The organism is Mesorhizobium oxytropidicola, from assembly GCF_056174625.1.
In genome coordinates this window covers 5,357,799-5,375,397 of the sequence record NZ_CM149692.1, presented here as the reverse complement: position 1 = coordinate 5,375,397, position 17,599 = coordinate 5,357,799, and the positions used below count along the sequence as shown (strand labels likewise).

16 protein-coding genes are annotated in these 17,599 nt (G+C 62.2%); 10 read left to right on the top strand and 6 right to left on the bottom strand.

All coding sequences use genetic code 11. The annotated features are described in order from the left end of the window. Positions 1 to 23: 23 nt before the first annotated feature. The 4 genes from AC0V8S_RS27035 (at position 24) to AC0V8S_RS27020 (ending at position 4,316) form a co-directional block, all read left to right on the top strand. Positions 24 to 1,673 (top strand): ABC transporter substrate-binding protein, encoded by a 1,650-nt coding sequence (locus AC0V8S_RS27035; RefSeq protein WP_183458230.1) that lies wholly within the window; start codon positions 24 to 26, stop codon positions 1,671 to 1,673. Between the two features lie 96 nt (positions 1,674 to 1,769). Beyond that, entirely contained in the window at positions 1,770 to 2,249 is a 480-nt protein-coding gene (locus AC0V8S_RS27030; protein ID WP_475434460.1) for a DUF3828 domain-containing protein, read from the top strand. Between the two features lie 287 nt (positions 2,250 to 2,536). Beyond that, positions 2,537 to 3,502, top strand: a complete 966-nt coding sequence (locus AC0V8S_RS27025) for a right-handed parallel beta-helix repeat-containing protein (RefSeq protein ID WP_475434458.1) — start codon at positions 2,537 to 2,539, stop codon at positions 3,500 to 3,502. 190 nt (positions 3,503 to 3,692) lie between these two features. Next, entirely contained in the window at positions 3,693 to 4,316 is a 624-nt protein-coding gene (locus tag AC0V8S_RS27020) for a YqhG/Tai3 family protein (protein ID WP_475434456.1), read from the top strand. An 8-nt stretch (positions 4,317 to 4,324) separates the two neighbouring features. Here the strand turns inward: AC0V8S_RS27020 and queF are convergent, their stop codons facing one another. After that, entirely contained in the window at positions 4,325 to 4,786 is a 462-nt protein-coding gene (queF, locus tag AC0V8S_RS27015; protein ID WP_027034682.1) for a preQ(1) synthase, read from the bottom strand. A gap of 60 nt (positions 4,787 to 4,846) precedes the next feature. Here queF and AC0V8S_RS27010 point away from each other — a divergent pair, with 60 nt between their 5' ends. Next, complete coding sequence (locus AC0V8S_RS27010) at positions 4,847 to 6,892, top strand: oxidoreductase (RefSeq protein ID WP_475434454.1); 2,046 nt, start codon at positions 4,847 to 4,849, stop codon at positions 6,890 to 6,892. 158 nt (positions 6,893 to 7,050) lie between these two features. Here the strand turns inward: AC0V8S_RS27010 and AC0V8S_RS27005 are convergent, their stop codons facing one another. After that, positions 7,051 to 7,458, bottom strand: coding sequence for a hypothetical protein (locus AC0V8S_RS27005; RefSeq protein WP_475434452.1), 408 nt, complete (start codon positions 7,456 to 7,458; stop codon positions 7,051 to 7,053). Between the two features lie 117 nt (positions 7,459 to 7,575). Here AC0V8S_RS27005 and AC0V8S_RS27000 point away from each other — a divergent pair, with 117 nt between their 5' ends. Beyond that, the gene (locus AC0V8S_RS27000; RefSeq protein ID WP_475434450.1) at positions 7,576 to 8,004 is read left to right on the top strand and encodes a MarR family winged helix-turn-helix transcriptional regulator; all 429 of its coding nucleotides are present in this window, start codon (positions 7,576 to 7,578) and stop codon (positions 8,002 to 8,004) included. A gap of 18 nt (positions 8,005 to 8,022) precedes the next feature. Here the strand turns inward: AC0V8S_RS27000 and AC0V8S_RS26995 are convergent, their stop codons facing one another. Continuing rightward, positions 8,023 to 8,727 carry a polysaccharide deacetylase family protein gene (locus AC0V8S_RS26995; RefSeq protein ID WP_475434449.1) on the bottom strand — a complete coding sequence of 235 codons (705 nt, stop codon included), beginning with the start codon at positions 8,725 to 8,727 and terminating at the stop codon, positions 8,023 to 8,025. A 103-nt stretch (positions 8,728 to 8,830) separates the two neighbouring features. Continuing rightward, on the bottom strand, positions 8,831 to 10,903 hold the full coding sequence (locus tag AC0V8S_RS26990) for a putative bifunctional diguanylate cyclase/phosphodiesterase (protein WP_475434448.1): 2,073 nt from the start codon (positions 10,901 to 10,903) through the stop codon (positions 8,831 to 8,833). A gap of 308 nt (positions 10,904 to 11,211) precedes the next feature. Between AC0V8S_RS26990 and AC0V8S_RS26985 the strand changes: the two genes are divergently transcribed. Together AC0V8S_RS26985 and tdh are read left to right on the top strand one after the other, a co-directional pair. Further along, positions 11,212 to 12,399: a glycine C-acetyltransferase gene (locus AC0V8S_RS26985; RefSeq protein ID WP_183458245.1), complete on the top strand. Its 1,188-nt coding sequence runs from the start codon at positions 11,212 to 11,214 to the stop codon at positions 12,397 to 12,399. A 51-nt stretch (positions 12,400 to 12,450) separates the two neighbouring features. Continuing rightward, positions 12,451 to 13,485: an L-threonine 3-dehydrogenase gene (tdh, locus tag AC0V8S_RS26980; RefSeq protein WP_475434447.1), complete on the top strand. Its 1,035-nt coding sequence runs from the start codon at positions 12,451 to 12,453 to the stop codon at positions 13,483 to 13,485. Between the two features lie 71 nt (positions 13,486 to 13,556). Here the strand turns inward: tdh and AC0V8S_RS26975 are convergent, their stop codons facing one another. After that, complete coding sequence (locus AC0V8S_RS26975) at positions 13,557 to 14,627, bottom strand: ISAs1 family transposase (protein WP_475432758.1); 1,071 nt, start codon at positions 14,625 to 14,627, stop codon at positions 13,557 to 13,559. 221 nt (positions 14,628 to 14,848) lie between these two features. After that, the gene (locus AC0V8S_RS26970; protein WP_475434446.1) at positions 14,849 to 15,298 is read right to left on the bottom strand and encodes a MarR family winged helix-turn-helix transcriptional regulator; all 450 of its coding nucleotides are present in this window, start codon (positions 15,296 to 15,298) and stop codon (positions 14,849 to 14,851) included. Positions 15,299 to 15,416: 118 nt separating this feature from the next. Between AC0V8S_RS26970 and hmgA the strand changes: the two genes are divergently transcribed. Together hmgA and AC0V8S_RS26960 are read left to right on the top strand one after the other, a co-directional pair. Continuing rightward, on the top strand, positions 15,417 to 16,730 hold the full coding sequence (gene hmgA / locus AC0V8S_RS26965) for a homogentisate 1,2-dioxygenase (protein ID WP_475434445.1): 1,314 nt from the start codon (positions 15,417 to 15,419) through the stop codon (positions 16,728 to 16,730). Beyond that, positions 16,727 to 17,599 carry an MBL fold metallo-hydrolase gene (locus AC0V8S_RS26960; protein WP_475434444.1) on the top strand — a complete coding sequence of 291 codons (873 nt, stop codon included), beginning with the start codon at positions 16,727 to 16,729 and terminating at the stop codon, positions 17,597 to 17,599. Before hmgA ends, AC0V8S_RS26960 begins: the two co-directional genes overlap by 4 nt.

Below are 17,599 nucleotides of genomic sequence, written 5' to 3'. Positions count from 1 at the left end.
CGGAACTACTAAGGGAGGAAAACATGACGCTCTTCAGAAGCAATGGCGACCGCGTGCCGGGCGCTATCGAGGCAATGGCGAAAGAGACGCGTGCAGGCCACATGGACCGGCGCGAATTCCTGGCGCTGGCCAGCGCCTTCGGCGCGTCGACGGCTTTCGCCTACAGCATGATCGGTCTTGCCGCTCCGACAAAGGCGCTGGCCGACGACCCGAAGAAGGGCGGAACGCTGCACGTCGCGATGTCGGTGAAGGCGCAGAAGGATCCGCGCACATATGACTGGACCGAAATGGCAAACGTCACCCGGACCTGGCTGGAGCCGCTCGTCCGCTACACGCACCAGTTCACTTTCGAGCCGGTGCTGCTTGAAAGCTGGGACATCAATGACGACGCCACCGAATATACGCTGCATCTGCGCAAGGGCGTCACCTGGAACAATGGCGATGCTTTCAACGCCGACGACGTGGTCGCCAATCTGAACCGCTGGTGTGAGAAGGGTGCCTCCGGCAATTCCATGGCCGCGCGCGTCGGCGCTCTGATCGATCCGAAGAGCGGCAAGGCCAAGGACGGTGCGATCACCAAGGTCGACGACCACACCGTCAAGCTGAAGCTCTCCGCGCCCGACATCGCGATCATACCCGGCTTCACCGACTATCCGGCGCTGGTCGTGCATCGCGACTTCGACAAGGATGGCGCCGATCCGATCAAGAAGCCGATCGGTACCGGGGCTTTCGAGTTGGTGTCCTATGCAGTGGGTTCGAAGGCGGTGGTCAATCGCCGCGAGAACGGCAAATGGTGGGGTGGTGAAGCACCACTCGACAGCGTCGAGTTCATCGACTACGGCACTGACTTCAACGCCACACTGAATGCCTTCGAGTCCGGCGAGATCGACCTCGATTTCGAAACGCCGGCCGACTTCATCGACCCCCTCGACAAGATGGGTCTGGTGAAATCGGAGGTCGCGACGGCGACCACGCTCGTTGCCCGCACCAACATCACCCACAAGCCCTATGACGACCAGCGGGTGCGCAATGCGCTGCAGATGGCCGTCGACAACAATGCCGTCATGCAGCTGGGCTACGCCGGGCTCGGCACGGTTGGCGAGAACCACCATGTCGCCCCGATCCACCCCGAATACTATCCGCTGCCCAAGAAGACCCGAGATCCGGCGGCCGCCAAGAAACTGATGGCGGAAGCCGGACAGGCCGACTTCGAGCACGAGCTGATCACCGTAGAAGACGAATGGCAGAAGAACACCGGCGATGCGATCGCCGGTCAGTTGCGCGACGCCGGCATCAAGGTCAAGCGTACGGTGCTGCCGGGCTCGACCTTCTGGAACGACTGGACGAAATATCCCTATTCGATGACGATCTGGTACATGCGTCCGCTGGGCGTGCAGGTGCTGGCGCTCGGCTATCGCTCGGGTGAGGCGTGGAACGAAACGGCCTATGCCAACCCGGATTTCGACGCCAAGCTGAAGCAGGCGCTTTCGCTGGCCGATCCAGTCAAGCGCAAGGAGGTGATGAAGGATGTCGAGCAGATCCTGCAGGACTCCGGCGTCATCATCCAGCCGTTCTGGCAGAAGCTCTACTGCCACATGAACAAGAAGGTGAAGAACTACGGGATGCACCAGACCTACGAAATGGACTTCCAGAACGTCTGGCTGGACGGCTGAAAGGAGACCGGGCAGGGGCTTCATGAGCCGCAAAAAAGCCGGTATGCAGGATGCGTGGCGTGGATTGATTCAAGCCACCGAAAGCGGAGATTCTGCATGCGACGGACAGTGTTGCTTGCCGCCCTATCGACAGCCTTGCCCGCGGCCGCCTTGGCCGGACCGGCGTCCGACGCCGTGAAGTTCTTCTATGTTCCGGCGGTCAAATTCGAGGCTGACGCACAATACCGGGATCGCTTCACCGAGCCGGTGACGAAACTGTTCGATCTCAACGACCAGGCGACCAAGAAGAATCCCGATCAGGTCGCCTGCATCGACTTCGATCCCGGTTTGGATGCGCAGGATTTCGACCAGAAGACCGTCTCCAAGACCTTGAAATTGTCCGAGACGGTGGATGGCGACACCGCGCAGGTGGTGGCGAACTTCAAACTTTTTTCGGACGGAGACGATGCGCAGCGTGAAATGCACTGGTCGCTGAAGAAGCTCGATGGCAAATGGAAGGTATCGGACATTGCCTCGAAGACCAGCGACTGGACGCTGAGCCAACTCGAATGCCTGGCGAGCCAAGATCCGGAGTAATGCCGTGAGGCTCGGCTGCTCCAACTGGGGCGTCGAATCAGCCGGTTCACGTCGCTGCTTGCGCGAGGCCTGCTAAATTTCGTGGAACGTCAAGCACTTCGACTGTAGTGTGAAGGCGATGTAACAAAAGTGTGAAGACGGCTGCGTAGCTTGGCGCATCGCCGCGCTCACGAGAAATACAAATTGGTGGTCCGGTTTTGAGGTCGCGTTGCTTTTGAGAGAGCAACGGCTAAACTTCCTCCGCTTGGTTGTGAACGAATCTCTTGTTCCATTTAGGGGGAATGATCATGAAAATTCTAGGTTACCTATTATCTTCGCTGTTTCTCGCTTTGGCGATGGCGGTGATCGCGACGCCGGCTTCCGCGCAGGCAACCCGGACATGGGTTTCCGGCGTTGGTGACGACGCCAATCCCTGCAGCCGCACGGCGCCTTGCAAGACTTTCGCCGGCGCGATTTCCAAGACCGCCGCCGGCGGTGAAATCAACTGCATCGATCCAGGTGGTTTTGGCACCGTGACGATCACCAAATCGATCACCATCGCATGCGAGGACGTTGAGGCAGGTGTGTTGAACGCAGGGGTAAATGGCGTCATCGTCAATGCGTTGGCCACTGACGTTGTCGTTCTTCGTGGTCTCGATATCGACAGCACGCCGGCTTCGCCCGGCCTCAATGGGGTGCGGTTTCTTGTCGGCGCCGCCTTGTTTGTCGAGGACTGCGTCATTCGCGACAACACCGGTGCCGCGCCGAATGGCATGGGTATCAACTTCGCTCCGTCCGTGGCGGCTGAGCTCTATGTCAACAACACCACGATCACCGGCAACAATGACGGCATCCATGTCCAGCCGACCGGCACCGGATCCGCGAAGGTCACCATCGAAAACTCTTCGATCGAGAACAACAATCTTGCCGGGGTGAAGGCCGACGGCACCGGCAGCACCGGTGGGATCAACATAAGCGTCGTCAACAGCAATGTGTCCGGCAACACAAACTCCGGCATCAGCTTGTTCAATTCGGCCGGAGGTGCGGCAATCATCACCATGGTTGATCGCGTTCTCGCGGCCAACAACGGGGCGAACGGGGGCCTTCGGGCCGATGGACCGAGCACCACGCTGCGGGTCGGCAACTCGACGATCAGCGGCAATACCACTGGCACGGCGATCAACAATGGCGGCGTAATTAACTCTTACGGCAACAACGAGATCAACGGCAACACCAGTGATGGGCCAAATCCGCCCGTCATTCCATTGCACTGAAATGACCTGATGTGGCTCGCCTGGCGCGATATCGATCGCGCCAGGCGAGCAATTCGGATAGCGTGGCCTTGTCTACGCCAACAAACTCTGCATGGTTCTGGATCAGGCCCGAAGGTTGTGTGGCTGGATGTCCAGCCAATCGAATGCATGCCCATCGAAAGGCATGACTGGCCAAAGCCTTGGTGACGTTATGGCCCGTACCTGTCTTCTGGCATTCTCGGTTTTTTTCACACTGGCGTCGGGTTTATGTGGCGTGGCTGCGCAAGGGTTGTTTGGCGCGCCCCCGGCAAACGCTCCCGCCGACGGCGCGCCCTCGGCTAGCGCTCCTGCCGACAGCGGGGCACCTCCCGCCAATGCGCCGGGCGGCGCTGCGGAGCCGGCAACGCCGCCGGTCGCCTGGCCGCCCAGCGAACCTGCAGCACCCATCCAACCGGGATCGCCGACGGCAGTGGTGCGGCCGTTCTACGATCAGGTTGGCCTGGAGGTCGATCCGGCGCAGCGCAGCCATTTCATCGATCCGGCGAAGACCGTGCTCGACAAGAGCGACGCGTTGCGCAAATCCGGGCAGGGCGAGTGCCTCGACCCCAACATGGCGCTGGACAATGCCGATTACGACAAGGCCGAGATCGACAAGAGCCTGAAGACGCTCGAATCGATCAATGGCGACCAGGCCAAGGTCGTCGTCGCCTTCGTCATTGCCGGCAACCCGCACCGTCTTGAATGGAAGCTCAAGAAGGTCGACGGCGACTGGAAGATATCGGACCTGTTTTCGGTGACCGGCGAGTGGGCGCTCAGCCAATATCAGTGCGAATGAGCGCCGTATCAGCCGCGGCCGCGATAGGGGGCGACGCCGGTGTCGGGCAGCCAAGCGCCTTCCGGTGGCGCGCCGGTTTGCCAGAACACATCGATCGGAATGCCGCCGCGCGGATACCAATAGCCGCCTATGCGCAACCACAGCGGCTTGGTTGCTGCCACGATGCGGCGGCCGATCATGACGGTGCAATCCTCATGGAAGGCGCCATGGTTGCGAAATGAGGTCATGAACAGCTTCAGCGATTTCGATTCCACCAGGGCCGCATCGGGTGCGTAGTCGATGACGATATGGGCGAAATCCGGCTGGCCGGTCACCGGGCACAGCGAGGTGAATTCCGGGCAGGTGAAGCGCACGATCGCCGGCGGACCGTCGCCGCGCGTAAACGGCACGGTCTCCAGGACTGCCTGTTCGGGGCTCTGTGGCGTCTCGACGTGCGCGCCGAGCTGGGTAAGGGTTTTGGTATCGATCATGAGCGGGATCTCTTTCAATTTTTGCCGCTCTTTAGCACAATTTGAAACAGCAGGAAGACGATGACCAGCAACGACCCGCTTCTCCAGCCCTACCAGCTCAAACATCTGACGCTGAAGAACCGGGTGATGTCGACCAGCCACGAGCCGGCCTATTCCGAGGACGGCATGCCGAAGCAACGCTACCGGCTCTACCATGCCGAGAAGGCCAAAGGCGGTATGGCGCTGACCATGACCGCCGGTTCGGCCATCGTTTCGCGCGACAGCCCGGCCGCCTTCGGCAATCTGCATGTCTATGACGATCGCATCGTGCCGTGGCTGGCCGAACTCACGGAGGCCTGCCACGAGCATGATTGCAAGGTGATGATCCAGATCACCCATCTTGGCCGCCGAACCGGTTGGAACAAGGCTGACTGGCTGCCGGTGCTGTCGGCCTCGCCGGTGCGCGAGCCGGCGCACCGCGCTTTTCCGAAAACCATCGAGGACTGGGACATCGAACGCATCGTCGCCGACTATGCGTCGGCCGCCCAACGCTGCCAGGCCGCCGGCCTCGACGGCATCGAGTTCGAGGCCTACGGCCATCTGATGGATGGCTTTTGGTCGCCGGCCACCAATCATCGCGATGACGAATATGGCGGCTTACTCGACAATCGCCTGCGCTTCACCAACATGGTGCTGGATGCCGTGCGCGCGGCGGTCGGCGAGAAATTCGTCGTCGGCATCCGCATGGTCGCCGACGAGGACTTCGAGAAAGGCCTGTCAAGGGAAGAGGGCGTGGAGATCGCCAGGCGGCTGGCCGGCTCCGGCAAGGTCGATTTCCTCAACATCATCCGCGGCTCGATCGAGAGCGACGCGGCATTGACCAAGGTCATTCCGGTGACCGGCATGCGGTCTTCGCCACATCTCGATTTCGCCGGCGAGGTGAGGGCGGCGACAAAGTTCCCGACCTTCCATGCGGCGCGCATTTCCGATGTCGCCACCGCGCGTCATGCGATCGCTACCGGCAAGCTCGATATGGTCGGCATGACCCGTGCGCACATCGCCGACCCCCACATCATCAAGAAGGTGATGGAAGGCCGCGAGCACGAGATCCGCCCCTGTGTCGGCGCCACCTATTGTCTCGATCGCATCTATGAGGGCGGTGAAGCGCTGTGCGTCCATAATGCGGCAACCGGCCGCGAGGCCGAGATTCCGCACATCATCGTCAAGACCGAAGGGCCGAAGCGGAAAGTCGTCGTCGTCGGCGCCGGCGCCGGCGGGCTGGAGGCGGCGCGTGTCGCAGCCGAGCGCGGCCATCACGTCACGATCCTGGAGGCCTCGTCACAAGCGGGCGGCCAGGTGCGGCTGGCGACACAGAATCCGCGCCGCAAGGAATTGATCGGCATCATCGACTGGCGGCTGGCCGAGCTCGATCGGCTCGGCGTCGAAATCCGCTACGACACCTGGGCGGAAAAGGATGATGTTCTGGCGCTGGCTCCCGATGTGGTTATCGTCGCCACCGGCGGCCTGCCGCAAAACCCGCCGCTGACGGCGGGCGACAATCTCGTCACCTCGAGCTGGGACATCATGGCCGGCAGCGTCAAGCCGGCCGATAACGTTCTGCTCTTCGACGACAATGGCGGCCATCAGGGCATGGGCGCGGCCGAGTTGATCGCAAATGCGGGCTCGAAGCTGGAGTTGGTTTCGCCGGAGCGTTTCTTCGCCCCCGAAATGGGCGGCATGAACCACGTGCCGTATATGCGCGCTTTCCAGGAAAAGAGCGTCACCGTCACCATCAACACGCGCCTGCGCTCGGTGCGGCGCGAAGGCAATCAGCTGGTCGCCGAACTCGCTTCCGACTTTGCCGATGGCTGGCGCGGCGAGCGCCGGGTCGACCAGGTAGTGGTCGAGCATGGCACGGCGCCGCTCGACGATCTCTACCTCAGCCTGAAACCGCTGTCGAAGAATGGCGGCGCGATCGACTACGAACGTCTGGTCGGCGGCGGCGACATCTTTCCGGCACGCAATCCAGGAGCGAGCTTCGTGTTGCTGCGCATCGGCGATGCGGTCGCCTCGCGCAACATCCACGCCGCTATCTATGACGGGATAAGGTTCGGCTTGCGCATCTGATCCACGGCTTGCTCAGGCTGGCGCAATTGTGGCGTTAGTGGCGCGCGGTCGGACCTGCAGTACGAGAGCCCGTGTATGCCGACCTGGCCGCGCGCCCGCACGTCATTGGCTCATCGCCTGCTAACGTGCGATCTCTGAGTTTGCGGTGCGGGCGATGTTTAGAACATCCTGGCGACAGCCATGCACAGCACCGTGATGGCGAGCAGCCGCGCGGCAATGCGTTCGCCCGTCGCCATTCTCGCGCGCAGTTGTGTCTCGGTTTCAGCACTCGCGCCGGCAAGCTGCCGGCTTGGCGCCCTGACCATGGCGCCGAGTACGCCGGCGGCGGCGAAAGCGGTCAGAATACCGAGCGCCAGGACCATCTCCGTCGAGCCAAAATAGGCGCCGTGGAAGAAATACCACAGCAGCGCCCCGGTCAGGAAAACCATGACGGCGGCGCCCAATTGTGGCCGGATGAACCGCTCGGCCCGGATCTCGGGATCGCGCGCCAGCGTGACCGTGGTGCCGGCCCAGAATACGCCTGCCAGGACATGAAGACCGATGACGACGATGTAGACATATTGCATGACCGGATTTCCTCTCTCGTTCGTCATTGTATACATAGTTAGATATCGAATGATTAGATGTCAATGTATAAACGGGAGCCAGTTCCATGTGCCGGAGAGACCGGCTAGTGTCGGGCAATGACGCCTTTTGAACGCCCGCCAGTCGGCATGAATCTCGGCCGCACCGCCAAGCTTGTCGCCCAGGCCTTCGACGCCGCTTTGGTCGAAGCGGGCGGCACATTGCCGGTCTGGCTCACGTTGCTGTCTGTCAAGTCGAGCGAGCTCGCCAATCAGCGCGAACTCGCCGGCATGATCGGCATCCAGGGCGCGACGCTGACCCACCACCTCAACGCGATGGAAGCACAGGGCCTGCTGACGCGCCGCCGCGATCCCGTCAACCGCCGGGTCCATCTGGTCGAATTGACGGAAGCGGGAGAAGCACTGTTCGAAAAATTGCGACAGGCCGCGCTTGCCTTCGACAAGCGGCTTCGCACAGGACTGCCCGACGAGCGTCTGGCGGAGTTTGCGCAGGTGCTGGCGGCATTGCGCGACAATCTCGAGAACTAGGAATACCAGGCCGTTGGCTCAGTTGTCATAGCTCGGGATCGTTCCAAAGGCGTAGTGGCGCAGCTTCAGCGCGGTGATCAGGTTGGTGAGCTTCGTCTTGCCGTCAAAACTGTCCTGGAACATCTCGTCATGCATCAGGAGGATCAGCTTGCCCGGCTCGGCGAAATGGCCATAGCCGAACAGGTGGTCGATCTCGGTGACCAGATGGTCGACGCTCTGGACCGGCTCGCCGCTGTCCTTGTGCACCCATTCATGGTCCCAGCCATAGAGATAGAAGCCGGAAGCGGCGACGAACTCGTAGTCGGGATCCTCGCGGCCGGCTTGCGCGGGGCCGAGCGAGTTGTCGTCCTTTGACATCGAAGGCAGCCGGAACACGTCGCGCCCCGGTAGGCGCGCATGCACCGCGGGCTTCAGGCCCAGCACGGCATTCGCCTTGAGCATGTCGGCAACCACGCCTTCCGTGTCACCGTAGAAGTGCCGGTAGTGATTATAGGCGTGGCTGTAGCTGTGGTTGCCGATCGTCACCAGCGGCATCGCCTTGACGCGCCGCACCAGCGCCTTGTTGGACGCACTGGCCTCGGCATGCATGCCGACCATGAACAGCGTTGCCGGAACCTGTTCCGCCGCCAGCACGTCGAGGATGTTGCCGGTGCCGTTCAGCGGGCCATCGTCGAAGGTGAGATAGATGGTGCGATCCGCCCCATGGGCCGGCCATGCGGACATCAACATGGCCGCCAAGACAAACCGAAAGAATGTCATAAGCCGCACGATCCGGTTGCACTGGCGACAGGCCGCCATTTCAGCGGCTGGTTGTCAAGCCGGTCCGCTACGCCAGGCTGCCCTGTAAGACCCGCAGTTTGGCCTTCTTCGGCATGCGGGCGGTCAGCCATTCCAGTGCCTTGTCCTGCGGCATCGGGAAGGCGATGGAATAGCCCTGCACCTGGTCGCAGCCGATCGCCATCAGCGAGTCGAGTTCGGCCTCGGTTTCAGCACCCTCGGCGACGATGGAGATGCCGAGGCCGCGGGCGAGCTCGGTGATGGCGCGCACGATCTTCGAGTTGTCGCCATTCTCATGGATGTTCTGGACAAAGCGGCGGTCGATCTTGAGCCGGTCGATCTCGTTGGGATTGACGTGGCTGAGCGATGCATAGCCGGTGCCGAAATCGTCGAGTTCCAGATGCACGCCTGCCGCCCGGATGTGACGCAGCTTCGCCGCGATGCCGGTCTTCTCGTCGTCCAGGATAACGGATTCGACGATTTCCAGCGACAGTTTCTGTGGCGGCAGCCCGGCCTTTTCCAGCGTTTCGAACAGGAACGCATCGAAATCGTGCTCGCGCAATTCGGTGCCCGAGACATTGACGGCAAGCCGGCCGAAGGCAATCCCGGCACGGTTCCATTCGGCTGCCTCGTTGATCGCCTTGCTGATCACGATGCGGCCGATCTCCGGCATGAAGCCGCATTTCTCGGCGACCGGAATGAATTCGCCTGGCGAGATCATGCCACGCTCGTGATGGTTCCAACGCACCAGGGCTTCGATGCCGCTGATCGTGCCATCGGTCAAGGAGACCTGCGGCTGGAAATAGACCTGGAATGCCCGCTCGGCGATGGCGACCTTGATGTCGTGTTCGAGCTGTTTGCGGTAGTCGAGCTCGCGGCGCAGTTCCTCCGAGAAGAACGAGAAGTTGCCGCCGCCCATTTTCTTGGCGGAGTAAAGCGCCAGATCCGCATGGACGAGCAAGTCCTGCGCGTTGTCGGCATCGATCGGATAGACGGCGATGCCGCCGCTGGCGCCCGGAAGAATGGTGGTGCCCTGAAAGACGATCGGCTCGTTGATGTGCGCCAGGATGCGCCGCGCCAGCATGTTGATGTCCTCGGTGCTGCCCGCTCCATTGAGGATCATCACGAATTCGTCGCCACCGAGCCGCGCGCACAGATCCGACGCCCGGCACGAATCGCGCATGCGTTGTGCCGTGATGACCAGCACATAGTCGCCGGCGGCGTGGCCGAGCGTATCGTTGATCTGCTTGAAGCGGTCGAGGTCGAGCTGGACGACGGCCAGGCGTTCGCGCCGCCGGTGCGCGCCCTTGATCAGCGTGTCGAAATGATCGGTCAGGAAGGTGCGGTTGTGCAGGCCGGTCAAGCCGTCATGAACCGCGATGAAGGCCATTGAATTGCGCGCATCGACCAGTTCGCGCGTCTTGCGCAGGATTGCGTTGGACATCGGCCTGAAGATGAACAGCGCCACCAGCAGGATGACGCCGAGCGTGGCGTAGAACAGCGTGCGGTGAAGAGCGAGCAGCTTTTCGGAGCGCTCGTCGGCCTCGGCGCTGATGCGCTGGCCAAGTGCCGCATAGCCCGACAAGGTGGCATTGGCGACCGAGGCATCGAGGTTGACGCGTTCTGCGCCGCCTTTGTAGCCTTCATTGTCGACATGGTTGAGTTGCGATTCAAGGGCGGAGATCAGACGGTCGCCATTGGCGATCAACCCGACCGAGAAATAGTCGAGATGGAAGGGTTTGGCGAAAAGCACGCTCTCGATCGACTTCGGATCGAGCTTGGCCGGCGATTGCGGATCGGCGCCTGTCTGCTTGAGCAGCAGATCGTAGTTGGTCTCGAACTCGGCTGTGGCCTGCTTGAGCGCGCTGACCAGCGCCGGCTGCTTGTCACGCGAGGCGACGCCCGTTGCACTGGCCAGGAAGACGATGCGCTGCGACAACGTCTTCTGCGTGCTGACGATATCGAGCAAGGTGTGGTTATGCTGCTGCGTCGCCATCGTCTGCTGCAGCAGCACGAAGGAGGCCGCCACCATGGCGGCAATGATCAGCAGCGCCAGCCAATAGCCGGCCTTGATCAGCAGAACAAGCTTGCCTGAAACGGTCTGCACCGGCTGCTGCGACATGTTCGGGGGCGGCCCTCTCGCCAACGGATTCCTGTATGAGCACCATTGAACTGCAAACGTTAACAGGACTGGAAACCGGTAGCCTTCCGGCAAGGGGCAGACGCGGAAAGATCGCGAAATGGTTATCGCCTCCTTTCGCCGCCGGCCTGCATTTGACCATTCGTTACCCCGAGTGTTCCCGGCCGGTCGCATGGGCGATGTCCACGGCGCCTCATTGATGCTGCCCGGCCACCCGATCCGGTCGCTTTTACGATGGATTTTTTGCGCAGGCGGGACGACAGTCTGCCCACGTCAAACGAGGCTCGATCATGACCGCAGCATTCCTCTCCCATATCGACAGCGAGCTTGCCGGGCTCAAAACGGCCGGCCTCTACAAGTCCGAGCGGGTGATTTCCTCGATGCAGTCGGCTGAGATCGAGGTCGGCGGCGAGAAAGTGCTGAACTTCTGCGCCAATAACTATCTCGGCCTCGCCGACAGCGCCGACCTGCGAAAGGCCGCCACCCAGGCGCTCGACCGTTATGGCTACGGCATGGCCTCGGTGCGCTTCATCTGCGGCACGCAGGAGGAACACAAACAGCTCGAGGCGACGATCTCCACTTTCCTCGGCCTGGAAGACACCATCCTCTACGGTTCCTGTTTCGACGCCAATGGCGGTCTGTTCGAGACGCTACTCGGCGAGGAAGACGCGATCATCTCGGATGCGCTGAACCACGCCTCGATCATCGATGGTGTGCGGCTGTCGAAGGCCAAGCGCTTCCGCTACGCCAACAATGACATGGCCGATCTCGAGGCGCGGCTGAAGGAGGCGAGGGATTGCCGCTTCCGGCTGATCGCCACCGACGGCGTGTTTTCGATGGACGGCATCATCGCCAACCTCAAAGGCGTCTGCGACCTTGCCGACAAATACGATGCGATGGTCATGGTCGACGACAGCCATGCGGTCGGCTTCGTCGGAAAAAACGGCCGCGGCTCGGCGGAGCATTGCGGTGTCGAGGGCAGGGTCGACATCATCACCGGCACGCTCGGCAAGGCGCTCGGCGGCGCTTCCGGCGGCTACACCTCAGGCAAGAGCCAGGTGGTCGACTGGCTGCGCCAACGCTCGCGGCCCTATCTCTTCTCGAACACACTGATGCCGGCCATCGCCGGCGCCTCGATCAAGGTGTTCGAGCTGATCCGCAATGGCGACGCCTTGCGCGAGCGCCTCTATGCCAATGCGGCGCGGTTCAGGTCCGAGATGGGCAAGCTCGGCTTCACACTGGCCGGGGCCGATCATCCAATCATCCCGGTGATGCTGGGCGACGCGACGCTGGCGCAGGAGATGGCGGCGCGCATGCTGAAGCGCGGCATATACGTCATCGGCTTCTCCTTCCCGGTGGTGCCCAAGGGCCAGGCGCGTATCCGCACCCAGATGTCGGCGGCGCATTCCATTGCCGATATCGACCGTGCGGTGGAGGCTTTTGGCGCGGTCGGCAGGGAATTGGGCGTGATTTCCTGACCAGCCGGCACCAAAAAGCGATCAGGATCAAAAGATTCAAGGGACAAAAGAATGTCGAACATGATGAAGGCGCTGGTGAAGGCCAAGGCCGAACCGGGCATCTGGATGGAAGAGGTGCCGGTGCCTGAAATCGGCCCCAACGACGTGCTGATCAAGATCAAGAAGACGGCGATCTGCGGTACCGATGTGCACATCTACAATTGGGACCAGTGGGCGCAAAAGACCGTGCCGGTGCCGATGGTCACCGGCCATGAGTTCGTCGGCACCGTCGCCGATTTCGGCGCCGCCGTCACCGAATACAAGGTCGGCCAGCGCGTGTCGGGCGAAGGCCACATCGTCTGCGGCCATTGCCGCAACTGCCGTGCGGGGCGAGGGCATCTCTGCCGCAACACGCTGGGCGTCGGCGTCAATCGTCCCGGCGCCTTCGGCGAGTATCTGGCGATCCCGCAGCACAATGTCGTGCCGATTCCCGACGACGTGCCGGACGAGATCGCGGCGATTTTCGATCCCCTGGGCAATGCGGTGCACACGGCATTGTCCTTCGACCTAGTCGGCGAGGATGTGCTGGTCACCGGCGCCGGGCCGATCGGCATCATGGGCGCGCTCGTTGCCCAATGCGTCGGTGCGCGTAAGGTGGTGATCACCGACATCAACCCGGTGCGGCTGGCGCTGGCGAAGAAGCTCGGCGTCCAGCATGTCGTCGATGCTTCCAAGGAAAAGCTGCGCGATGTCATGCCGGCGCTCGGCATGACCGAGGGTTTTGACGTCGGCTTGGAAATGTCGGGCGCCGCGCCCGCCTTCCGCGACATGATCGACACCATGAACAATGGCGGCAAGATCGCCATCCTCGGCATCGCCCCGACCGGCTTCGAGATCGACTGGAACAAGGTCATCTTCAAGATGCTGCATCTCAAGGGCATCTATGGCCGCGAGATGTTCGAGACCTGGTACAAGATGATCGCGCTGATTCAGGGCCCGCTCGATGTGAGTGGGTTGATCACGCACCGGATTGGCATCGACGATTTCCAGACCGGTTTCGATGCGATGCGGAGCGGCAGCTCGGGCAAGGTGGTGATGGATTGGTAGCTTGCCGATAGGAGAGACTGGCGCGAGGCGCCCCCTCTGTCCTGCCGGACATCTCCCCCACAAGGGCAGGGCTATCGCATATGAGCGATTGCCTGGATGAGATAGTCGTCATTCCAAGCGCATTTCTTGATGCGGTGGCTAATGGGGACTTTGTCGATGTCGGCGGCCTGAAGGATATTTCTGGCGATGCGGTTGATGAGGGCGGTGTTGGCGGGAGCGTTGTCCTTGCGGGCACGACTGAGGTCCTCGTGCAGATGAACGTCGAGCATCCAGTGCAGTGCGTTCTCGATCTGCCAATGGGCTCTGGTGAGGTCGATCGCCTGCTGTGGCGACAGCAGCGTTGAGGCCATGAACAGGCGCGTCAGCGGCTCGGCCTGATCGCGCCGGCTGGTGATGCGGATGAAGGCCTTGTGCCCCGGCATCATTGGTTCAGCCGCCACCACGACCTCTGCCTGCCGCCATTCGTTGCGGCCATGGCTGGTCTCGGTCCGCTCAGTGACGGCGGGAGTGGTCTGGGCCAGTTGTTGATTGGCCCGAGCCAACCAATGCCGGCGGTTTCCCTTGAGTGCGAGCAGATAGTCGCCGCCGCGCTGAATGATGGCCTTGGCCATGCGCGTGTGGCAGTGGAGGGCATCGGCCGTGACCAATCGGCCAGTAAGATCAATGAGTTCGACGACCTTGAGGGCAGCCTCGACCTCATTGTCTTCGTCGCCGGGCGAGACCGCCGCCAAACACAGCCGCGTCTGGCTGGCAAAGGCCGACACCGTCAGGGGCGGGCTGGCCGCAAGGCCTTTCTCATAGGCCCGCCGCAGCGCCTTGCCATCAAGTGCGACCACACCCTGACGTGCCTGGGCAAAGCCTGCGGCAAAGGCGGCGAACGCCCGTCCGAAGGCCTCCGGATCGAGCAGGCGCAACAGCCGCGAGAAGGTGTCGTGGCTAGGCGCCTCCTCATAGTCGATCAAGCGCGACAGCGCCTGTTTGCGCTCTTGCGCGAACAACGAAAACTCCGTTGCGCTGGTCGCGCCACACAGGCTCGCAGCGATCATCATCACGATCAGGTCGCCAAGCCGATGTGTGGCGTTGGCCGCGCGCGGATCAGGCACCGTACCGAAATAGCTCTCAAGGCTGGTAATGGCAGTCACTCCTCGCTGGACTGCCTTCCCGAAGAATCCCTTCTCAAACCAACTTCAAGCCCAAAATCGCCATATGCGATTCCCCTGCCCACAAGGGGGGGAGATCAGATGCCACGCCGGCTTTCGCCAATCGCCAACGTTGCAGGACGAGCCATGCGCTGGAACCGCTGATCTCCCCCCTCGTGGGGAGATGTCCGGCAGGACAGAGGGGGCGCTGTCCCTCCAGCCTATCAGCTGTACTTCCCTTCCAACGCACCCTCCAGTGCTGCTACGCCGCTGACAATCGCCGCCCGCTCCGCCGCACTCAGCCTAGCCAGCAACTCCCTTTCAAACGCTTTCGCTAGCGGAACCATCTCGCGATAGGCGGCAAGCCCCGCTTTGGTCAGCGCAAGGTGCTCCACACGGCGATCAATCTCGTCAGGCGTGCGCGTCAGCCAGCGCCGCCGCTCCAGCTCCGCCACGGCGCGCGAAACCTTGGTCTTGTGCATCGCCGACTGCTCACCGAGCTCGGTCGCGGTCATCGTGCCGCGCTGGCCGAGGCCTGAAAGCGTGCGCCATTCCGGTCGCGTCAGGCCGTGGCGGTCCCGGTAAATCCTGGAGAATTCGCGGCTGACGGCATCGGCGAGCCGGTAGAGGCGGTAGGGCAGGAAGCTTTCCAGCTCCAGAATGTCGGGTTCCATGACGCGCGCCGTGGCCATTGATAGTTACATTTTCGATGGTTACAAATGAAACCAATTTGGTCAATATCGCCGGCAGGCTAGCTTCGCGAAGCTTGTGGCCGGGGTCAGGGAGGATCGGATGGCCCATTCCTACATGCCGGGCTTCGGTAATGATTTTGAGACCGAGACCATGCCCGGCTCGCTGCCGCAGGGGCGGAATTCGCCGCAGCGGCCGGCCTACGGCCTCTATGCCGAGCAGCTTTCGGGCTCGCCCTTCACCGCCCCGCGCGGCACCAATGAGCGCTCCTGGCTCTACCGCATCCGGCCAAGCGTGAAACACACCGGCCGGTTCAAGGCGGCCAGCTATCCCCTGTGGAAGACCGCGCCCAACGTCGGCGACCACGAACTGACGCTTGGCCAGTATCGCTGGAACCCGGTGCCGATGCCGACGGAGCCGACCGACTTTATCCAGGGTATGCGAAGCATCACCACGGCCGGCGACGTGCTCGGGCAGACGGGTATGGCCGCACACGTCTATGTCGCCAACACATCGATGGTCGACGATCATTTCTTCAACGCCGACGGTGAGCTGCTGGTCGTCCCGCAGGTCGGCGCCCTGCGTCTGGTGACGGAGATGGGTGTCATCGAGCTTCGACCGGGCGAGATCGCCGTTTTGCCGCGTGGCCTCGTCTTCAAGGTTGAGTTGGTCGACGCTGAAGTGCGTGGCTATGTCTGCGAGAACTACGGCGCCAAGCTGACCTTGCCCGATCGCGGCCCGATCGGCGCCAATTGCCTGGCCAATCCGCGCGACTTCAAGACGCCTTGCGCCTGGTTTGAGGAGAAGGAGACGCCGTGCCGGCTGATCGTGAAATGGTGCGGCAATTTCCATGTCACCGAGATCGGCCATTCGCCGCTCGATGTCGTCGCCTGGCATGGCAATTACGCGCCCTACAAATATGATCTGGCGACGTTTTCGCCAGTCGGCGCCATCCTGTTCGATCACCCCGATCCGTCGATCTTCACCGTGCTGACCGCGCCAAGCGGCGAGGAAGGCACCGCCAACATCGACTTCGTCATCTTTCCGCCGCGCTGGCTGGTGGCGGAAGATACGTTCCGGCCGCCCTGGTATCACCGCAACATCATGAGCGAGTTCATGGGGCTGATCCACGGCCAGTACGATGCCAAGGAGGAAGGGTTCGTGCCCGGCGGCATCAGCCTGCACAATTTGATGCTGGCCCATGGCCCGGATGCGCCTGGCTTCGAAAAGGCCTCGCGTGCGGAGCTGAAACCGGTCAAGCTCGACAACACAATGGCCTTCATGTTCGAGACCCGCTTTCCGCAGATGCTGACCCGCTACGGCGCCGAACTGGAAACAAGGCAGGACAACTACATCGACTGCTGGGCCGACCTGAAGAAGCGCTTCAATGGCACGCCCGAGGGCGACTGGTCTTGAGCGGCGGGCCCACGCCGGATCGGTTGGTGCTGCTGGGCTCCAAGGGCGGTCCGGCGCTGCGGCCGGGCGGGCCGTGGCCGAGTTCGTCGCTGCTTGAAATCGCAGGGCGAACCATCGTCGTCGATTGCGGGCTTGGCGTGACGCGCGGCCTGGTCGATGCCGGCATCAGCCTGAAGGCACTCGACCTGATCTTCATCACCCATCTGCATTCCGATCATGTGCTGGAACTCGGGCCGCTGATCCATACAGCCTGGACGGCGGGGCTGGCGACGCCGGTCAACGTGTTCGGGCCCGCCGGCATCGGTCACTACTGGCGGCGCTTCTGCCAGGCGATGGAATTCGACATTGAAATCCGCATCGTTGATGAGGGCCGGCCCGACATTCGCGAACTGGTTTCGATCGACGAATTCGGCGAGGGGCAGGTGGTCGTGCAAGGTGGCCTGAAGGTGACGGCGTTGCGCGTCGATCATCCGCCGGTGACCGACTGTTTTGCCCTGCGCTTCGAGCGGGGCGGCAGAAGCGTGGTGTTCTCCGCCGATACGGCTTTCTTTCCGCCGCTCGCCGATTTCGCCAAGGGGGCTGACCTTCTCGTCCATGAAGCCATGCTGGAGGAGGGCATCGAACGACTGGTTGCCAGAACCGGCAATGGCGCGCGGCTCAGGCAACATCTGCTCGCCAGCCACAGCTTTGCCGAAGAGGCCGGGCGCATCGCCAGCGATGCCGGCGTGAAGAGACTTGTGCTCAACCACCTCATTCCCGCCGACGATGCCGAGATTGGCGAGGCCGACTGGGAGGCCGCCGTCAGGAAATCGTGGGCCGGCGACTTGACGATCGCGCGCGACGGCCTTGTTGTGGGGTTTCGGGAGTGA

Coding starts and splice junctions, on each gene's coding strand:
- AC0V8S_RS27035 (WP_183458230.1), top strand. CDS start 24: ATGACGCTCTTCAGAAGCAATGGCGACCGCGTGCCGGGCGCTATCGAG.
- AC0V8S_RS27030 (WP_475434460.1), top strand. CDS start 1,770: ATGCGACGGACAGTGTTGCTTGCCGCCCTATCGACAGCCTTGCCCGCG.
- AC0V8S_RS27025 (WP_475434458.1), top strand. CDS start 2,537: ATGAAAATTCTAGGTTACCTATTATCTTCGCTGTTTCTCGCTTTGGCG.
- AC0V8S_RS27020 (WP_475434456.1), top strand. CDS start 3,693: ATGGCCCGTACCTGTCTTCTGGCATTCTCGGTTTTTTTCACACTGGCG.
- queF (WP_027034682.1), bottom strand. CDS start 4,786: ATGATCGATACCAAAACCCTTACCCAGCTCGGCGCGCACGTCGAGACG.
- AC0V8S_RS27010 (WP_475434454.1), top strand. CDS start 4,847: ATGACCAGCAACGACCCGCTTCTCCAGCCCTACCAGCTCAAACATCTG.
- AC0V8S_RS27005 (WP_475434452.1), bottom strand. CDS start 7,458: ATGCAATATGTCTACATCGTCGTCATCGGTCTTCATGTCCTGGCAGGC.
- AC0V8S_RS27000 (WP_475434450.1), top strand. CDS start 7,576: ATGACGCCTTTTGAACGCCCGCCAGTCGGCATGAATCTCGGCCGCACC.
- AC0V8S_RS26995 (WP_475434449.1), bottom strand. CDS start 8,727: ATGTCCGCATGGCCGGCCCATGGGGCGGATCGCACCATCTATCTCACC.
- AC0V8S_RS26990 (WP_475434448.1), bottom strand. CDS start 10,903: ATGTCGCAGCAGCCGGTGCAGACCGTTTCAGGCAAGCTTGTTCTGCTG.
- AC0V8S_RS26985 (WP_183458245.1), top strand. CDS start 11,212: ATGACCGCAGCATTCCTCTCCCATATCGACAGCGAGCTTGCCGGGCTC.
- tdh (WP_475434447.1), top strand. CDS start 12,451: ATGTCGAACATGATGAAGGCGCTGGTGAAGGCCAAGGCCGAACCGGGC.
- AC0V8S_RS26970 (WP_475434446.1), bottom strand. CDS start 15,298: ATGGAACCCGACATTCTGGAGCTGGAAAGCTTCCTGCCCTACCGCCTC.
- hmgA (WP_475434445.1), top strand. CDS start 15,417: ATGGCCCATTCCTACATGCCGGGCTTCGGTAATGATTTTGAGACCGAG.